This window comes from Ruegeria sp. BB10, from assembly GCF_056535725.1.
Genome location: NZ_JBQFIW010000001.1, coordinates 1,233,044 through 1,247,405 on the forward strand (window position 1 = coordinate 1,233,044; position 14,362 = coordinate 1,247,405).

Annotated in this window: 16 protein-coding genes; 11 read left to right on the forward strand and 5 right to left on the reverse strand. The window is 57.6% G+C overall.

Features of this window, described 5'->3' with window-relative positions; all coding sequences use genetic code 11:
- Positions 1–4: 4 nt before the first annotated feature.
- Entirely contained in the window at positions 5–1,072 is a 1,068-nt protein-coding gene (locus ACR3EP_RS06130) for a two-component system sensor histidine kinase NtrB (RefSeq protein WP_170348889.1), read from the reverse strand.
- Positions 1,069–2,052, reverse strand: a complete 984-nt coding sequence (gene dusB, locus ACR3EP_RS06135) for a tRNA dihydrouridine synthase DusB (protein ID WP_480636847.1) — start codon at positions 2,050–2,052, stop codon at positions 1,069–1,071. Before dusB ends, ACR3EP_RS06130 begins: the two co-directional genes overlap by 4 nt.
- A gap of 184 nt (positions 2,053–2,236) precedes the next feature.
- Between dusB and ACR3EP_RS06140 the strand changes: the two genes are divergently transcribed.
- Genes ACR3EP_RS06140 through ACR3EP_RS06150 form a run of 3 tightly spaced genes read left to right on the forward strand, consistent with a single transcriptional unit; the run spans position 2,237 to position 4,334 of the window.
- Positions 2,237–3,367 carry a bifunctional 2-C-methyl-D-erythritol 4-phosphate cytidylyltransferase/2-C-methyl-D-erythritol 2,4-cyclodiphosphate synthase gene (locus ACR3EP_RS06140; protein ID WP_480636849.1) on the forward strand — a complete coding sequence of 377 codons (1,131 nt, stop codon included), beginning with the start codon at positions 2,237–2,239 and terminating at the stop codon, positions 3,365–3,367.
- Positions 3,364–3,861, forward strand: a complete 498-nt coding sequence (locus ACR3EP_RS06145) for a phosphatidylglycerophosphatase A family protein (RefSeq protein WP_480636851.1) — start codon at positions 3,364–3,366, stop codon at positions 3,859–3,861. The genes ACR3EP_RS06140 and ACR3EP_RS06145 overlap by 4 nt, the downstream gene beginning before the upstream one ends.
- A complete protein-coding gene (locus tag ACR3EP_RS06150) occupies positions 3,858–4,334 on the forward strand; it encodes a CinA family protein (protein ID WP_480636853.1) in 477 nt (158 codons plus the stop codon). The genes ACR3EP_RS06145 and ACR3EP_RS06150 overlap by 4 nt, the downstream gene beginning before the upstream one ends.
- A gap of 163 nt (positions 4,335–4,497) precedes the next feature.
- Here the strand turns inward: ACR3EP_RS06150 and ACR3EP_RS06155 are convergent, their stop codons facing one another.
- Positions 4,498–5,220, reverse strand: coding sequence for a hypothetical protein (locus ACR3EP_RS06155; RefSeq protein ID WP_480636855.1), 723 nt, complete (start codon positions 5,218–5,220; stop codon positions 4,498–4,500).
- Positions 5,221–5,581: 361 nt separating this feature from the next.
- The gene (locus tag ACR3EP_RS06160) at positions 5,582–5,989 is read right to left on the reverse strand and encodes an SET domain-containing protein-lysine N-methyltransferase (RefSeq protein ID WP_480636856.1); all 408 of its coding nucleotides are present in this window, start codon (positions 5,987–5,989) and stop codon (positions 5,582–5,584) included.
- Positions 5,990–6,329: 340 nt separating this feature from the next.
- Between ACR3EP_RS06160 and ACR3EP_RS06165 the strand changes: the two genes are divergently transcribed.
- From ACR3EP_RS06165 to ACR3EP_RS06175, 3 genes are all read left to right on the forward strand, one after another.
- Complete coding sequence (locus ACR3EP_RS06165) at positions 6,330–7,511, forward strand: ammonium transporter (RefSeq protein ID WP_170348896.1); 1,182 nt, start codon at positions 6,330–6,332, stop codon at positions 7,509–7,511.
- 142 nt (positions 7,512–7,653) lie between these two features.
- Entirely contained in the window at positions 7,654–8,334 is a 681-nt protein-coding gene (locus ACR3EP_RS06170; protein ID WP_480636858.1) for an orotate phosphoribosyltransferase, read from the forward strand.
- Positions 8,335–8,557: 223 nt separating this feature from the next.
- Positions 8,558–10,048 carry a replicative DNA helicase gene (locus ACR3EP_RS06175; RefSeq protein WP_170348898.1) on the forward strand — a complete coding sequence of 497 codons (1,491 nt, stop codon included), beginning with the start codon at positions 8,558–8,560 and terminating at the stop codon, positions 10,046–10,048.
- Position 10,049: 1 nt separating this feature from the next.
- On the opposite strand, the gene ACR3EP_RS06180 is transcribed toward ACR3EP_RS06175, so the two are convergent.
- On the reverse strand, positions 10,050–10,613 hold the full coding sequence (locus ACR3EP_RS06180; RefSeq protein ID WP_480636859.1) for a GNAT family N-acetyltransferase: 564 nt from the start codon (positions 10,611–10,613) through the stop codon (positions 10,050–10,052).
- A 190-nt stretch (positions 10,614–10,803) separates the two neighbouring features.
- Between ACR3EP_RS06180 and alr the strand changes: the two genes are divergently transcribed.
- Genes alr through ACR3EP_RS06205 form a run of 5 tightly spaced genes read left to right on the forward strand, consistent with a single transcriptional unit; the run spans position 10,804 to position 14,262 of the window.
- The gene (alr, locus tag ACR3EP_RS06185; RefSeq protein ID WP_480636861.1) at positions 10,804–11,838 is read left to right on the forward strand and encodes an alanine racemase; all 1,035 of its coding nucleotides are present in this window, start codon (positions 10,804–10,806) and stop codon (positions 11,836–11,838) included.
- Complete coding sequence (locus ACR3EP_RS06190; protein ID WP_170348900.1) at positions 11,835–12,617, forward strand: MlaE family ABC transporter permease; 783 nt, start codon at positions 11,835–11,837, stop codon at positions 12,615–12,617. Before alr ends, ACR3EP_RS06190 begins: the two co-directional genes overlap by 4 nt.
- Positions 12,614–13,360 (forward strand): ABC transporter ATP-binding protein, encoded by a 747-nt coding sequence (locus ACR3EP_RS06195; protein WP_480636863.1) that lies wholly within the window; start codon positions 12,614–12,616, stop codon positions 13,358–13,360. Before ACR3EP_RS06190 ends, ACR3EP_RS06195 begins: the two co-directional genes overlap by 4 nt.
- Positions 13,357–13,779 (forward strand): hypothetical protein, encoded by a 423-nt coding sequence (locus ACR3EP_RS06200; RefSeq protein WP_480636864.1) that lies wholly within the window; start codon positions 13,357–13,359, stop codon positions 13,777–13,779. Before ACR3EP_RS06195 ends, ACR3EP_RS06200 begins: the two co-directional genes overlap by 4 nt.
- A 30-nt stretch (positions 13,780–13,809) precedes the next feature.
- A complete protein-coding gene (locus tag ACR3EP_RS06205; protein ID WP_480636865.1) occupies positions 13,810–14,262 on the forward strand; it encodes a paraquat-inducible protein A in 453 nt (150 codons plus the stop codon).
- Positions 14,263–14,362 lie beyond the last annotated feature (100 nt).

Sequence of the window (14,362 nt, forward strand, 5' to 3'; positions counted from 1 at the left end):
TGTTTTACATTGCGTCCTTTGGTGCCCGCCTCAGCGAGATGCGGAACACCGTGCGGCCCGGTACCGAGTCGGCAGAAATCCAGCCGTCATGGTCCGAGATGATCTTGCTGACCAGCGCCAGCCCAAGGCCGGTGCCGTTTTCCTTGCCTGAAACGAAGGGATCAAAAATATCCCCACGTATCTTCTCGGGCAGACCCGGGCCATCGTCGATGATTTCGATCTGCAGCGGCAGGGAATGGCCCGATCCATCATTGCGCCGCAACCGGAAGGAATGTTCGAAATATGTGCGCAAGCGGATCGTTCCGCCCTTGGGGTCAGCGGCCTCCGAGGCGTTCTTGAGCAGGTTCAACACCACCTGCAGGAACTGATCCGGGTCTCCGTAGGCCAGCGGCAACGAAGGGTCGTAATCCTCGATAATTTTCATATGCGCGCCAAACCCCAGCAGCGCCGACCGGCGCGCGCGGTCGAGGACGTCATGAACATTGACCGGTTTGAAATCAGGTTGTTGCAGGTTTCCGAATTGCTCGACCTGTTCCAGCAACTTAACGATGCGGCGACTTTCAGCGACAATAAGATCTGTTAGTTCAAGGTCTTGCGGCGGGATATTCATGCTGAGCAATTGCGCCGCGCCGGTGATCCCGGCCAGTGGATTCTTGATCTCATGCGCCAGCATCTCGGCCATGCCGATGGCGGACTGCGCTGCGGATTTCACCGTATTGCCCAAGGTCATTCGCCCGGCCAGCTCACGCGGTGAGATGATCATGATCATCGATCCGGGATGCCCGACCAAAGGCGCAATCTGCAATGCGCATTGCAGCGGGGCCCGGTTGCCCGACCCTGCATCCACATCGTTCACGAACAACGGCGTGCCATGTTCACGCGCGCGCTCAAACGCTTCTTCCAGCGGGGCATCCACGGCAATCTGATCCCAGACCGGATGCCCGACAACAGCTTTGCGCGATGCGTTCAGAAACCCTTCGCCAGCCGAATTCACATCGGCAATCCGGTCTTCGGCGTTGATGATGAAAGCGGGAACCGGCAGCGAGGTCCAAATATCCTGATCCGAGGTCATGCCGCCGCCTCTGCATCTGTGTTCAGCGCATCACCCAGCAGGCGTAACACCTCGTCGGTATCGCGCGCAGTCAGAACGGAACGGCGCAGGGTGGCGGGCGTGCCGGCCTCATCCATGTACCAGCCCAGATGCTTGCGCGCGACGCGCAGGCCCAGATCGGACCCGTAGAACCCAAGCATCGCCTGATAATGCGCACGTACCATTTCGATCAGGTCGTCACCCGCCGGAACTTCCGGCGCGGCTGCGCCATAGAGATCATGACAAATCTGCGCCAGCAACCACGGCTTGCCCTGCGCCCCACGCCCGACCATCACTCCATCCGCGCCGGATTGATCCAGCGCAACACGCGCGGCGTCCGTATCCACGATATCCCCGTTCGCGATAACCGGGATCGACACCGCCTGCTTCACCGCGCGGATCGCCCGCCAATCGGCACTGCCCTTGTAGAACTGACAACGCGTACGGCCATGGATCGTGACCATACAAATACCCGCATCCTGGGCTCGTCTCGCCACGTCGGGCGCATTCAGCAGGTTGTCGTCCCAGCCCAGTCGGGTCTTCAGAGTTACCGGAACATCAACGGCTTCGACAACGGCCTCGATCAATGTCAGTGCGTGATCCGGCGTCTTTAACAAGGCTGACCCAGAATAACCGTTCGTCACCTTCTTGGCCGGGCAGCCCATGTTGATGTCGATCACCCGCGCCCCGCGATCGGCCACCTGTCTGGCGGCTTCGGCCATCCAATGCGCTTCACGCCCCGCCAGTTGAACGGCGGTGTTCTCAACATCTGCCGAAAGTTCGGCCCGCTCCCGCACGCCAGGCTTGGCCTGAACCATCTCCTGGCTGGCGACCATTTCGCTCACGACCATGCCCGCGCCAAAACGCATCACTAGATCGCGAAACGGACGGTCGGTGATTCCGGCCATCGGTGCCAGCAAGACCGGCGGGTTCAGGGCTTTGTCAGCGAGGAGCAGAGTCAACGTGCTTAATCCTTGGGCAGTTGCGGCTTTGATATCGAATTGAGCGCATATGAACAACAAAACGGCGACCTTCAAGCCCGCTAAATCATCATGTGCCTATTTTTTAGGCAACTTTACGTGGGTGATTGCCTCTGCATTCACCGCACCCTAAAGATTGCCTCAAACCATCGGAGAGAACGCCCCCATGACCACCGCCGCCATCATCGTCGCCGCAGGACGCGGCCTGCGCGCCGGAGGGGGAACACCAAAACAGTGGCGCCCATTGGCAGGGCGCCGCGTTGCGGATTGGACGATTGATCAATTTCAAGAGCAAGTCGACCAGATCGTGCTTGTCTTGTCCGAAGATGACAGGGACGCATGGGCCGAGTTCGAAAACTCTGATTTGATCCTTGCCAACGGCGGCAGTGACCGGGCCGGATCGGTGCGCAACGGGCTTGATGTGCTGTTGCCCTATGGGGTGCATCGCGTTCTCATCCATGACGTAGCGCGGCCGTGTGTTGACTTTCAGACCATTCAACAGGTTCTGGAAGCACTGGAAACCCACCCTGCTGCCGCGCCGGGGTTGGCGGTCACTGATGCGCTCTGGACCGGGGACGGTTCTATCGTGACGGGAACTCAGGACCGGACCGGGCTGTTCGCTGCGCAAACGCCGCAGGGTTTTCACTATGACGCCATCGCCTCGGCCCACGCGGCCCACCCAGGAGGCGCTGCCGACGATGTCGAGGTCGCCCGTGCCGCCGGGCTGGACGTGGCCATCGTGCCGGGCAATGCGGATAACATCAAAATCACACGGCCCGAGGATTTTGCCCGGGCGGAACGCATATTGGGAACGGATATGGATGTAAGGCTGGGCAACGGGTATGACGTGCATCGGTTTGGCGACGGGGATCACGTGATCCTGTGTGGTGTGAAGGTGCCGCATGATCGCGGCCTGCAAGGTCATTCAGACGCGGATGTGGGCATGCACGCCGTCACTGACGCCATCTATGGCGCGTTGGCGCAGGGCGACATTGGACAGCACTTCCCCCCCTCAGACCCGCAATGGAAGGGTGCTGCCAGCGAGATTTTCCTACGCCATGCGGTCGAACTGGCCGGGCAGATGGGCTACAAAATCTCGAACGTCGACTGCACACTGGTCTGCGAATACCCCAAAATCGGCCCCCATGCGCCTGCCATGCGCAACGAGATGGCACGGATCATGGACCTGAGCGCGGATCAGGTCTCGGTCAAAGCAACGACGTCGGAACGGCTGGGGTTCACTGGCCGAAGCGAGGGGATTGCCTCACTCGCCACAGCTTGTCTGGTGAAATCATGACCGCCGCGCAACTGATCGGAACCGTCTGCGGCGTGGGCTATCTGCGACCTGCGCCCGGCACATGGGGGTCACTGGCCGCCCTGCCGCTGGCGTGGGTTCTGCATACACTGGGTGGCTTTCCGCTGTTGGTAATCGCCACACTGGCCGCGTTCTTTGGCGGTCTCTGGGCCGCACGCGTGATGACAGCGGGCCAGGACAATCACGATCCGTCCGAGATTGTCATCGACGAGGTCGCCGGGCAGTTCATCGCGCTTTGGGCAATTTCCTATCCCTCCTGGGCACACGGGATTGAAATCACGGCACTTTGGCCGGGCTGGATTGCCGGCTTCGTGCTGTTCCGCTTGTTCGACATCACCAAACTGGGCCCTGTTGGCTGGGCCGACCGGCGCGACGACGCAATGGGTGTCATGCTGGACGATGTCATTGCCGGTATCCTCGCCGGGGTCGGAGTTCTGATCCTCGCCGGTATCTCGCACGGAGTTCTGGGCCTGTGACCGTTGCCGAAATCCTCGACCGCGCCAAATCAAAGGGCGTGATGATCGCCACAGCCGAAAGTTGTACCGGCGGTATGGTGGCGGCGGCGCTGACCGATATCCCCGGCAGTTCAGCCGTAGTCGAGCGTGGGTTTGTCACCTACACGAACACCGCGAAACAGCAAATGCTGGGGGTTCAGGGCGAAACACTGGTCGCACATGGGGCGGTTTCGGAACAGGTTGCGGGTGAAATGGCGGACGGTGCCCTGGCGCACTCCGACGCGCAATTGGCGGTTTCCGTAACCGGTATCGCGGGCCCTGGCGGTTCTGAATTCAAACCCGAAGGCCGGGTTTGTTTTGGGATGGCCGCGAAAGGCCATCCCACGCTGACCGAGACCGTCGAATTTGGTGCATTGGGTCGGGACAACGTGCGCGTGGCCGCGCGAGATCATGCTTTGGCACTGCTGGCACAAGGGCTTGGCGCATTTTCTTAATGTGGCGCCAAAACTGCCTATCTTTTTCGAATGAAGCCCAGCACGAAAATCACCAGCAAAAGAACGACATTCGACGCCACAAGAAACAACAGCAGCTTTGGGCCATATTGGTGAATCCAGCTGGGCAACATAGGGCTGTCACCGCGCCGAAAAGACAGCAACGTCATTGCAAAAGAGGATATCGCCAATGTGTCCAGACCAGCGATGAAGTACAGCAGTTTTGACTGAATCTCGAGTTGCAGCTTGGATTTTTCGTCGCTGATAAAACCGACATAATTCCGAAAATCACAGGCCGCTTTGTAAAGGCTGTCAAAGTTATCTTCGATTTGCCAGCGCGTGTTGGTCGAATCGTAACACCGGGCAAGCCAGGTTTCAGGTTCGCCTGGTAATCAGCCCGCCTTTGGCGGGCCACCTGTAGGAAAAAGATCAACTCATTCAGGGCGGTATTGAGTTCGCCAATTTTGCTTCCGTGATAGGATTCGGCGCGCTCATCCGCAGTATTGACGATCTTGTTGCGAATACGGCGCGCTTTGATCCAGTCCAGCTGCAACCTGAACATCAGCGCAACGAAATAGAATTCCTCGGCCAGGTCTTTGCGAACGATGGCGGAATAACTCCAGCCTCCGTAGATGGTCCAATCCCCATTTTCTGCCGCCGACATCTCGCAATCTTCCAATACCAGCCCTTCCTCTTCGAACAACTTCGAAAGGCGTTCATGGAATGGTGCCGTGTCCACCCCACCAAGGACGACTTGAATGGATGTGTCCAGATCAGCCTCAAGCCGCGATCCAACGCGAAGCTGCAAAACGGAAACCAATGCGTCGACCAGTTCTGAAACTTCGGGAAGCGTGTGGTCGCGGTAGTAAGGCCGCGGGTTTTCGGGCAAGTGCGCAAGATCCTAGAAACTCGCGCCATAGACCAGACACATATCACCAGAAACCATCAGCAGGAGTTTGAAATACCACGCGTCGCAATGGGGTTCCGGGGATGTCACCAGATCCGACAGATCCCACTCAAGGCAGGCATTGCGACGCAGTTCAGTCAGACTTTTTGTGAAGGCGTTGCCAGAGAATGCGTGTAATTCATCAGTATGGTTTGCGTTAAGCCTGTTCTCCGAGATCTCCTCGGCCGTTTTACCGCAAAGCACTGGTCTTGAAGGGACAATTTATCGAATGACAGAGGACAGCCGGATACGGGTTTCGGTTTCCAGATGCACTGGATGAATAAGATGATGAGTGAACATATTTTCAATTGTTACGCAGGTAATTTCCGTGTGGAGAATTTAGATAGGTTTCGGGCACGCCATGCTCGAGGTAATCAAGCGTCAATTCTTCTCCTTCACAAATATCCTTACAGGCCACAATGGCCCAATCGATTCTGAGTATTGAAAGATTGGGGGTAAACGAATGGTTAATCAAAGCGTATTGGGTGGCAAATGGGCGGCAGAGAACCTTGCTTCCGCCAACCCCGTTCCACTCCAGATCGCGAACCGTGGGATGACGATCATAATCGACGATTTGGCCGTCTAAATACCCCAGAACAGCACCAGTTTGGATATCGGACCGCGCAAACAAGCCTGTGCCGTGAATGTCACTGATGCCCTCCAGGACTTTATCCAAATTCTGGATGCGTGGTCCTGCCAACTCCACCGTCATTCCGGCCCCTCCTGTCGTCGCAACCGACTTTAGAAGCCGCTTTCAACCAAGACAAGCAATCCCTTAGCGCAGGTCGCTTTCGAATGGGTCATACGTTGGCGAGCCTGACACCCGCTTACACGTCGGTTTCCCCAATGACGCCAGTAGATCTGCGCCAACGCACCTTTCCCAAGTTGTTTAATTATTGGGCATCCAGCACCATCGGGTGCCTGTTTTATCACCGCTTGGCCAAAAGCCCGTTAATCAGGCGCTAAAACCGCGTCTGCCTCTTTTTTCCGCGACTGCTGTCGGCTTCAACCCCTTCCACGCACGTAAAAGACGCAAAAAAGGAGACCGGCTAATGAATGGAGCCGATACCGCCTGGATCATAGTGGCAACCGCCCTAGTCCTGTTCATGACATTGCCGGGCCTGGCCCTGTTCTACGGCGGCCTCGTGCGCGCCCGCAACGTGCTGAGCGTCTTCATGCACTGTTTCAGCATCGCCTGTTTGATGAGCATCCTGTGGCTGGTCGCAGGCTATTCCATCGCATTTGGCGACGGTGGGTCGGGCCTTTGGGGCGGGCTGGGCAAAGCGTTTTTGAACGGTGTCGACGCCGACAGCCTGTCGGGCACCCTGCCAGAAGTCCTGTTTTTTGCCTTCCAGATGACCTTTGCCATCATCACCCCAGCCCTGATCGTTGGGGCCTATGTCGAACGTGTGGGGTTTGGGTTTGTCCTGACATTCTCAGCCCTGTGGATGTTGCTGTGCTACGCGCCCGTGGTGCATTGGATTTGGGGCGGCGGCATGCTGACCGATGGTGGCATTCTTGGTGAGGTGGGTGTCCGCGACTTTGCGGGTGGCATCGTTGTCCACGAAACCGCCGGTCTGGCTGCACTGATCATCGCCATTGCACTTGGACCACGCCGCAATCGCACGACGCCACCGCACAACCCCGGCTTTGTCATGATTGGTGCCGCGATGCTGTGGGTCGGCTGGTTCGGTTTCAATGGCGGCTCGCAATTGGCCGCTGATGGTGGTGCGGCGATGGCGATGACTGTCACGCATATCTCGGCGGCGACCGCGTCACTGACATGGGCGCTGTACGAACGCATCAAATACGGCAAAGCCTCGATGGTGGGGCTGGTCACCGGCACAATCGCTGGTCTGGCGTCGATTACTCCGGCTTCGGGCTATGTCGATCCGGTGCAGGCGCTAATCATCGGTGCAGTCGCAGGTGTCCTATGTCAGGAGGCGGTCAACGTCATCCGCAACATCGCCAAGATCGACGACACGCTGGACGTCTTTGCCGTTCATGGCGTGGGCGGCATCTTTGGCACGCTGATGATCGCCGTATTCGGTTTGGGCGCTTGGACTGCCCAGATTGGCGGGCTGGTGATTGTGGGTGCCTTTACGGCAGTTGTCACTTTTGTGTTGATCAAACTGGTTGCACTTATCACCCCGCTTCGCGTAGACGCAGAAACCGAGACAAACGGGCTAGATCTGTCGGTACACGGTGAACGGGCCTATGATATGAGCAGCTAAGCCCACCTTAGCCTGCGCGGCCCGCAAGGGCGCAAAGCGGACCTCTTGCGGGTCCGCTTTTCTTTTGCGGCTCAGCCCTCTCGACTCTGGCCCAAAGGACAGGCTATCAGCCCGCAATGTCATTTTGTCCCGAGGTTGCACCATGATCCCCAGCTCTTTCCCCGATAGCACCGAAATCGCCCGCCTGACCGCGCGGATGCTGCTGGAGATCAAGGCCGTCCACTTTAACTCTCGCGAACCCTTCACATTGGCCTCGGGCCTGCCCAGCCCGACCTATATCGATTGTCGCAAGCTGATCTCGTACCCGCGCATCCGCTCGACCTTGATGGATTTCCTGACGGTCACCGTAATGCGTGATGCGGGTTTTGAGGCGTTTGATAACATCGCAGGTGGTGAGACAGCCGGCATCCCGTTTGCCGCCATGGTCGCCGAACGCATGGCGTTGCCGATGACCTACGTGCGCAAAAAACCGAAAGGTTATGGCCGCAACGCTCGTATCGAAGGTGCGATGAGCGAAGGTGAGCGTGTATTGCTGGTCGAGGACCTGACCACCGATGGCGGCTCGAAGCTGTCCTTTGTGGATGCGATCCGTGAAACCGGCGCGACCTGCGGGCATACGGCGGTGATCTTCTACTATGGTATTTTCCCCGAAACCGAAAAAACGCTGGGCGATCACGGCGTGAAGCTGCATCAACTTTGCACATGGTGGGATGTTTTGGCAGAGGCCAAAGCGCAGAAAGCCTTTGACCAAGAAACACTTGATGGTGTCGAGGCCTTCCTGAACGACCCGCGCAAGTGGCAGGATGCGAATAAATCCACGTAAACTTGCTGTGGATTACATGGGGATAAACGTCTGAGAATCGGCTTTGGGGAAACAATATATAGTGACATCTGCGCGATATCCTACATAATAGACCAAATCCATTCTGGAACTATGGCGTCTTCAAAACTTATCCCAAGGCGTTACCCATAGTTACCCACAAGTATTTCCAGATAGCCGACACGCCGGTGTCGCGTGTAAGAACACCGTGGGCAGCGGGGACAAAATGAACGAGATAAGCAGCATCGAGCAGGCAGCGGCGAAGATTCAAAACGCCGAAACAATGCCGCATTCCATTGAAGCCGAACAACAGCTTCTGGGTGCGATCCTGACCAACAACGATCTTTATGACCGGGTGGCCTCGATCATCGGGTCCGAACATTTCTATGATCCGGTCCACGCCCGTATCTACGAGGTTGCGGCCAATCGCATCGCCAAGAATGCGCTGGCCTCGCCCGTCACGCTGAAATCCTTCATGGCCGAAGATGAAGGTCTGAAGGAACTGGGCGGCCCCGCCTATCTGGTGAAACTGGCCGGGGCTTCGATCAGCGCGTTTGCTGTGCATGACTACGCCCAGATGATCTATGACCTGGCTATTCGCCGCGAGTTGATCCGGCTGGGTCGGGATATCTCTGACAAGGCGGCGCGGGTGGATGTATCCAGCGAGCCCAAAGAACAGATCGTCGAGGCTGAACAGCAACTTTATCAGTTATCCGAGCAGGGCCAGACCGAACAGGGTTTCCAATCTTTCCTCAAGGCGGTCACAGAAGCCGTCAACGTCACCAACGAAGCGTATCAACGTGGTGGTGGCATGGCGGGAATTTCTACCGGTCTGGCCGACCTGGACAAACAGTTGGGCGGGCTGCATCCGTCCGACTTGATTATTCTTGCGGGTCGTCCGTCGATGGGGAAAACCTCGTTGGCGACCAATGTGGCGTTCAACGTGGCCAAGGCGTACAAGCGCGGCACCAAGCCGGATGGCACCGAAGGCGCGATTGACGGTGGCGTTGTGGGTTTCTTCTCGCTTGAGATGAGTGCCGAGCAATTGGCGGGCCGGGTTCTGGCCGAAGCCTCCGAGATTTCCAGCCACAAAATTCGTCAGGGTGACATGACGGAATCCGAATTCCGCCGCTTTGTCGACGCGGCCAAGGATCTGGAAGCCTGCCCTTTGTTCATCGACGACACCCCGGCCCTGCCGATCTCTCAGTTGGCCGCCCGCGCGCGGCGGTTGAAGCGGACGCATGGGCTGGACCTGCTGGTCATCGACTATCTGCAGCTGTGCCGTGGCATGGCCGAAAATCGGGTCAACGAGATTGCCGAAATTTCGATGGGCATGAAGGCCATCGCCAAAGAACTGAACATCCCGGTCATCGCCCTGTCACAGCTGAGCCGTCAGGTCGAAAACCGCGACGACAAGCGCCCGCAATTGTCTGACCTGCGGGAATCGGGCTCGATCGAACAGGATGCCGACGTGGTGATGTTCGTGTTCCGCGAGGAATATTATAAGGAACGCGAAAAACCCGGCGATCACGAGCTGGAAAAGATGGAAGAGTGGAAACAGGCCATGGAGCGCCTGCACGCCAAAGCCGAAGTTATCGTCGGCAAACAGCGTCACGGCCCCATCGGCACGGTCGAGCTGTCGTTCGAGGCTCAGTTCACCCGGTTCGGTAACTTGGTCAAACCCTGGCAACAGGACGGCCAGATCGAAGGCTACTGACCTACCACATCTCAGGCTTATTGAATGCGCTGACACAGCGGGACGGGCCCATAAGCGGCGCATCGTCGCCATTCAAGGATTGTCCAAGCCAACCATGTGGCATGCTCAGCGGCATGGGCGGTTGTGCGAATGTTTGTGCGATCGGTTGAAACCCGGTTTTGCAATAATATGCCGGATCACCGTAAGTCACTGCAAAATCAACCCCGTTATGGCGCAGTTGTTCCAATCCAAAACCGATCAGTTTTTGACCAATGCCCGACTTTTGCCTGTCGGCGCGCACGGCCACCGGTGACATCAGAAAGACCTGGCGTGGGTCCTGATCATAACAGAGCCGCGAGAAAAGGATGCAACCTGCCAGATTGCGGTCGTCCAAAGCCAAAACGCCCAAAAGATCTCCATCGCGTGTTGAAAGCAGCAGGTCATCCACCAAAGCAGCAACCGCACGCCCCTCTCCTTCGCCTTCTGAGGCGGTGAAGACGTCCAGAAACAAGCCGGGCAGTTCGGCAGCCCGAGCCCGGTAGTCGGCGGTCAGGTTCAGCATTACGGCCCCTTTCAGATGGATCAACGGTCCCGTTTCATGCGCCGAGTTGATCACAGGTCGGACACAATGACGAGAGTTCGGCTGCCCTTGTCCGAGCCTTTTTTAGCCATGATCTTGCGATACCGGCCAGAAGCTGCGTAGGAACACCGCGATATGCACAAGAATTGCCGCCTACCCCCTTGACCTGCCGCAATCCAATGTCATGAACAGCACCATGAGTACCGCACGTTTAACGATCAATCTTCAGGCGCTCGCCAGCAACTGGCGGGCGCTCAATGCAAAAACGGATGTCGAGACCGGCGCCGTGGTCAAAGCTGACGCCTACGGCCTAGGTGCCGGACCGGTATCTGCGACCCTGGCCGAACAAGGCGTTCGCAAGTTCTTTGTCGCCGCCGCAGAAGAAGGCGCCGCCGTGCGCAAAGCCGTTGGCCCCGAACCCCAGATTTTTGTCTTCTCAGGGTTCATGGAAGGTGACAACGGGCTGCACTTTGCTGACAACCTGATTCCTTTGATCAACTCTCCGGAACAGTTCAAACGCCTGCAACAGGCCATGCCGAGTCACCCATTCGGAGTTCAACTGGACAGTGGAATGAACCGTCTGGGCCTTGAGCCCGCCGATTGGGCCGCGCTTAGGTCTGAGATGGAAAGCCAGAACCCACAGGCGGTCATATCGCATTTGGCCTGCTCGGATGAGCCCGACCACCCGATGAACCGTCAACAGCTAAAGACCTTCCGCGATATGACCGATGGTGTCACCGCACCACGGTCGCTGGCGGCAACGGCGGGCACGCTGATGGGCTCGGAATTCCACTTTGATTTCTGCCGTCCGGGCGTTGGTCTTTATGGCGGCATGCCATTTGCCGACGCCAAGCCCGTCGTAACCGTCGATCTGCCCGTCATTCAGGTGCGCGCGGTCGAAGTTGGTGAAACCGTCGGTTATGGCGGTAGCTGGGTTGCCCGACGCCCATCACGAATCGCAACCGTGGCCGCAGGGTATGCGGACGGGCTGCACCGGGCCATTGGCGGCGGTATCGACGCATTTGCCGGGGACCAACCCTGCCCTGTGGTCGGTCGCATATCGATGGACCTTGTCACCATTGACGTCACTGACCTGCCCGAAGACCCAGAACGCCTGCGCATCCTGAACGGTCACCAGACAGTCGATGACCTGGCCGAGGCCGCAGGCACCATCGGGTATGAAATCCTCACTTCGCTTGGCGCGCGTTATTCACGGGGTTACGTGGAATGAATCCTCTTTCTCTGCTGGGTGGGTTGGGCCGCGCGGTCCTGGCGCTGTTTGCCACCTTTGGCAAAGTCGCGCTGTTTACGATTGATGCGATCTCGCACATTTTTCGTCCGCCCTACTACCCACGCGAATTTATCGTCGCGCTGATGAACATCGGCTGGCTGTCCCTGCCTGTCGTCGGCCTGACCGCCATTTTCACTGGTGGCGCGCTGGCGCTGCAGATCTACGCTGGCGGCGCTCGCTTCAACGCCGAGGCCGTGGTGCCGCAGATCGTTGCCATCGGTATGGTGCGCGAACTGGGCCCCGTGCTGGTGGGCCTGATGATCGCCGCCCGCGTGACCTCGTCCATCGCAGCCGAGATCGCCACCATGAAAGTGACCGAGCAGATCGACGCGCTGGTCACCCTGTCCACTCATCCGATGAAATACCTGACGGCCCCGCGCGTTCTGGCCGCGCTGATTACCGTGCCGCTACTGGTCGGGATCGGAGATATCATTGGCATCGCGGGCGGTTATGTCGTTGCGACCCAAAATTTGGGTTTCAATCCGGCGACCTACCTGCTGAACACAGTCAATTTCCTTGAGGCCCATGACATCATGTCGTCGCTGGCCAAGGGCGCAGCCTTCGGCCTGATCGCGGCGGTCATGGGCTGCTTTTACGGCATGAACTCGGGCCGCGGTGCGCAGGGTGTGGGCCGCGCCACCAAATCCTCGGTCGAATCTGCTGCTATCATGATTCTGGCCACCAACTTCATTCTGACAGGGGTGTTCTTCTCGCTATGATCCGGATGGAGAACGTACAAAAGGCCTTTGGGGACAATCGGGTTCTGCAGGGCATGGACCTTGAGATCCCCAAGGGTACCTCGATGGTCATCATCGGCGGTTCGGGCACCGGCAAATCGGTGGCGCTGAAATGTATCCTTGGCCTGATCAAACCCGACAGCGGTATGATCTATGTGGATGGCAAAGACGCCGCCAAAGGCGATAGGGATAAGTTTCTGGCCCGGTTCGGGATGCTGTTTCAGGGCGCTGCCCTGTTTGACTCGCTGCCCGTCTGGCAGAATGTCTCGTTCCGCCTGCTGCGCGGACCGTTGAAGCGCCCGCCGGAATACGCCCGCGAAATCGCTATCGAGAAACTACGCCGCGTGGGTCTGAAATCCGACGTGGCCGACCGGTTTCCGTCCGAGCTGTCCGGGGGCATGCAAAAACGCGTGGGCCTCGCCCGCGCCATTGCCGCCGAGCCCGAGATCATTTTCTTTGACGAGCCCACCACCGGTCTTGATCCGATCATGTCCGGCGTCATCAATGATCTGATCCGCGAGATCGTTACCGAGATGGGCGCCACCGCGATGACCATCACCCACGACATGAGTTCCGTCCGCGCGATTGCCGACAACGTGGCCATGCTGCACGGAGGCGTCATCCAGTGGACCGGCCCAGTGAGTCAGATGGATGCGTCGGGTGATCCTTATGTAGAGCAGTTCATCAGTGGGAGTGCAGAGGGGCCGATTGAGGCAGTGCGGTGATCGAAGTTACGACATTTGGCGACCTGGCGACTTTCATTAAACAGATTGGTTTTTCCTATTTGTTTGGTCTTGGCATTATATTGTCCGGCCTTATTCCCGGTTTCAAACAAACCTCTGACTCCGGTGAAAACTACACAGACGCCATCGCCGCGTTCAGAAGGCAAAAGTTTGGCTGGGGCGCTGAAGAAAAGTACTCCGAAGCGGCAATGGAAACGTCTCCGTTTCAGACTGGTCTGGGGCTCGTTGTTTTGGTGGTCGTTGCTTTCGTTATGTCGTTTCTGATGAATAAGCTCGACGACCCATTGTTGGATATGGGTGTCGGGGTACTATTCATTCTCCTAGGTTTCAACGTCCGAAGGAATTTCCAAAAAGTTGGTCTGGAAGTATGCGGGAGTTTGACTTTGGTAGTATCGCAATAGGTTTGCTTTTCTTACTTCCCGCATTTTACCATGATACTCCGCCTCGCCACCCTCTCGCTCCTGATCCTCTACCCCATCGCATGGTTTGCCCCGCTGATGCGTGCCGGTCTGCTGCCGATCTTTGGTTTGTCGGAAATCAGCGTCATCACCGGCCTGCAATCGCTGTGGAAATCGGACGTCTTTCTGGCGCTGATCGTCACCATCTTCGCTCTTGTCGCGCCTTACATCAAAACCATCGGCACCGCCCTGATACAGTGGGACCTGCTTGATGCCCGCGTCCAACCCGCGCTGAACATCCTCGGCAAACTGGCCATGGCCGACATTTTTCTAATCGCGCTTTACATCACGCTGGCCAAGGGAATTTCCTACGCGACCATCGAAACTGCATGGGGACTTTACCTGTTCACGGCCTGCATTCTGGCCTCGCTCGCGTTGGGCCACATTACCGAAATGACACGCAGATCACGAAATCCTCATAGCTAATTGATTGAAAACACTCATCTGAGTATCATCTTAGTATTTCGAGCAGTGACAATTTGTAGTTTTCGGGTCCGTAGCGGATCAATCTGTGTGTTTTGGATGC

Excerpts from the sequence above, each read along its gene's own strand:
- ACR3EP_RS06195 (WP_480636863.1), top strand. The coding sequence starts at position 12,614 with ATGATCCGGATGGAGAACGTACAAAAGGCCTTTGGGGACAATCGGGTT.
- alr (WP_480636861.1), top strand. The coding sequence starts at position 10,804 with ATGAGTACCGCACGTTTAACGATCAATCTTCAGGCGCTCGCCAGCAAC.
- ACR3EP_RS06165 (WP_170348896.1), top strand. The coding sequence starts at position 6,330 with ATGAATGGAGCCGATACCGCCTGGATCATAGTGGCAACCGCCCTAGTC.
- ACR3EP_RS06175 (WP_170348898.1), top strand. The coding sequence starts at position 8,558 with ATGAACGAGATAAGCAGCATCGAGCAGGCAGCGGCGAAGATTCAAAAC.
- ACR3EP_RS06145 (WP_480636851.1), top strand. The coding sequence starts at position 3,364 with ATGACCGCCGCGCAACTGATCGGAACCGTCTGCGGCGTGGGCTATCTG.
- ACR3EP_RS06130 (WP_170348889.1), bottom strand. The coding sequence starts at position 1,072 with ATGACCTCGGATCAGGATATTTGGACCTCGCTGCCGGTTCCCGCTTTC.
- ACR3EP_RS06190 (WP_170348900.1), top strand. The coding sequence starts at position 11,835 with ATGAATCCTCTTTCTCTGCTGGGTGGGTTGGGCCGCGCGGTCCTGGCG.
- ACR3EP_RS06170 (WP_480636858.1), top strand. The coding sequence starts at position 7,654 with ATGATCCCCAGCTCTTTCCCCGATAGCACCGAAATCGCCCGCCTGACC.
- ACR3EP_RS06160 (WP_480636856.1), bottom strand. The coding sequence starts at position 5,989 with ATGACGGTGGAGTTGGCAGGACCACGCATCCAGAATTTGGATAAAGTC.
- ACR3EP_RS06205 (WP_480636865.1), top strand. The coding sequence starts at position 13,810 with ATGATACTCCGCCTCGCCACCCTCTCGCTCCTGATCCTCTACCCCATC.
- ACR3EP_RS06140 (WP_480636849.1), top strand. The coding sequence starts at position 2,237 with ATGACCACCGCCGCCATCATCGTCGCCGCAGGACGCGGCCTGCGCGCC.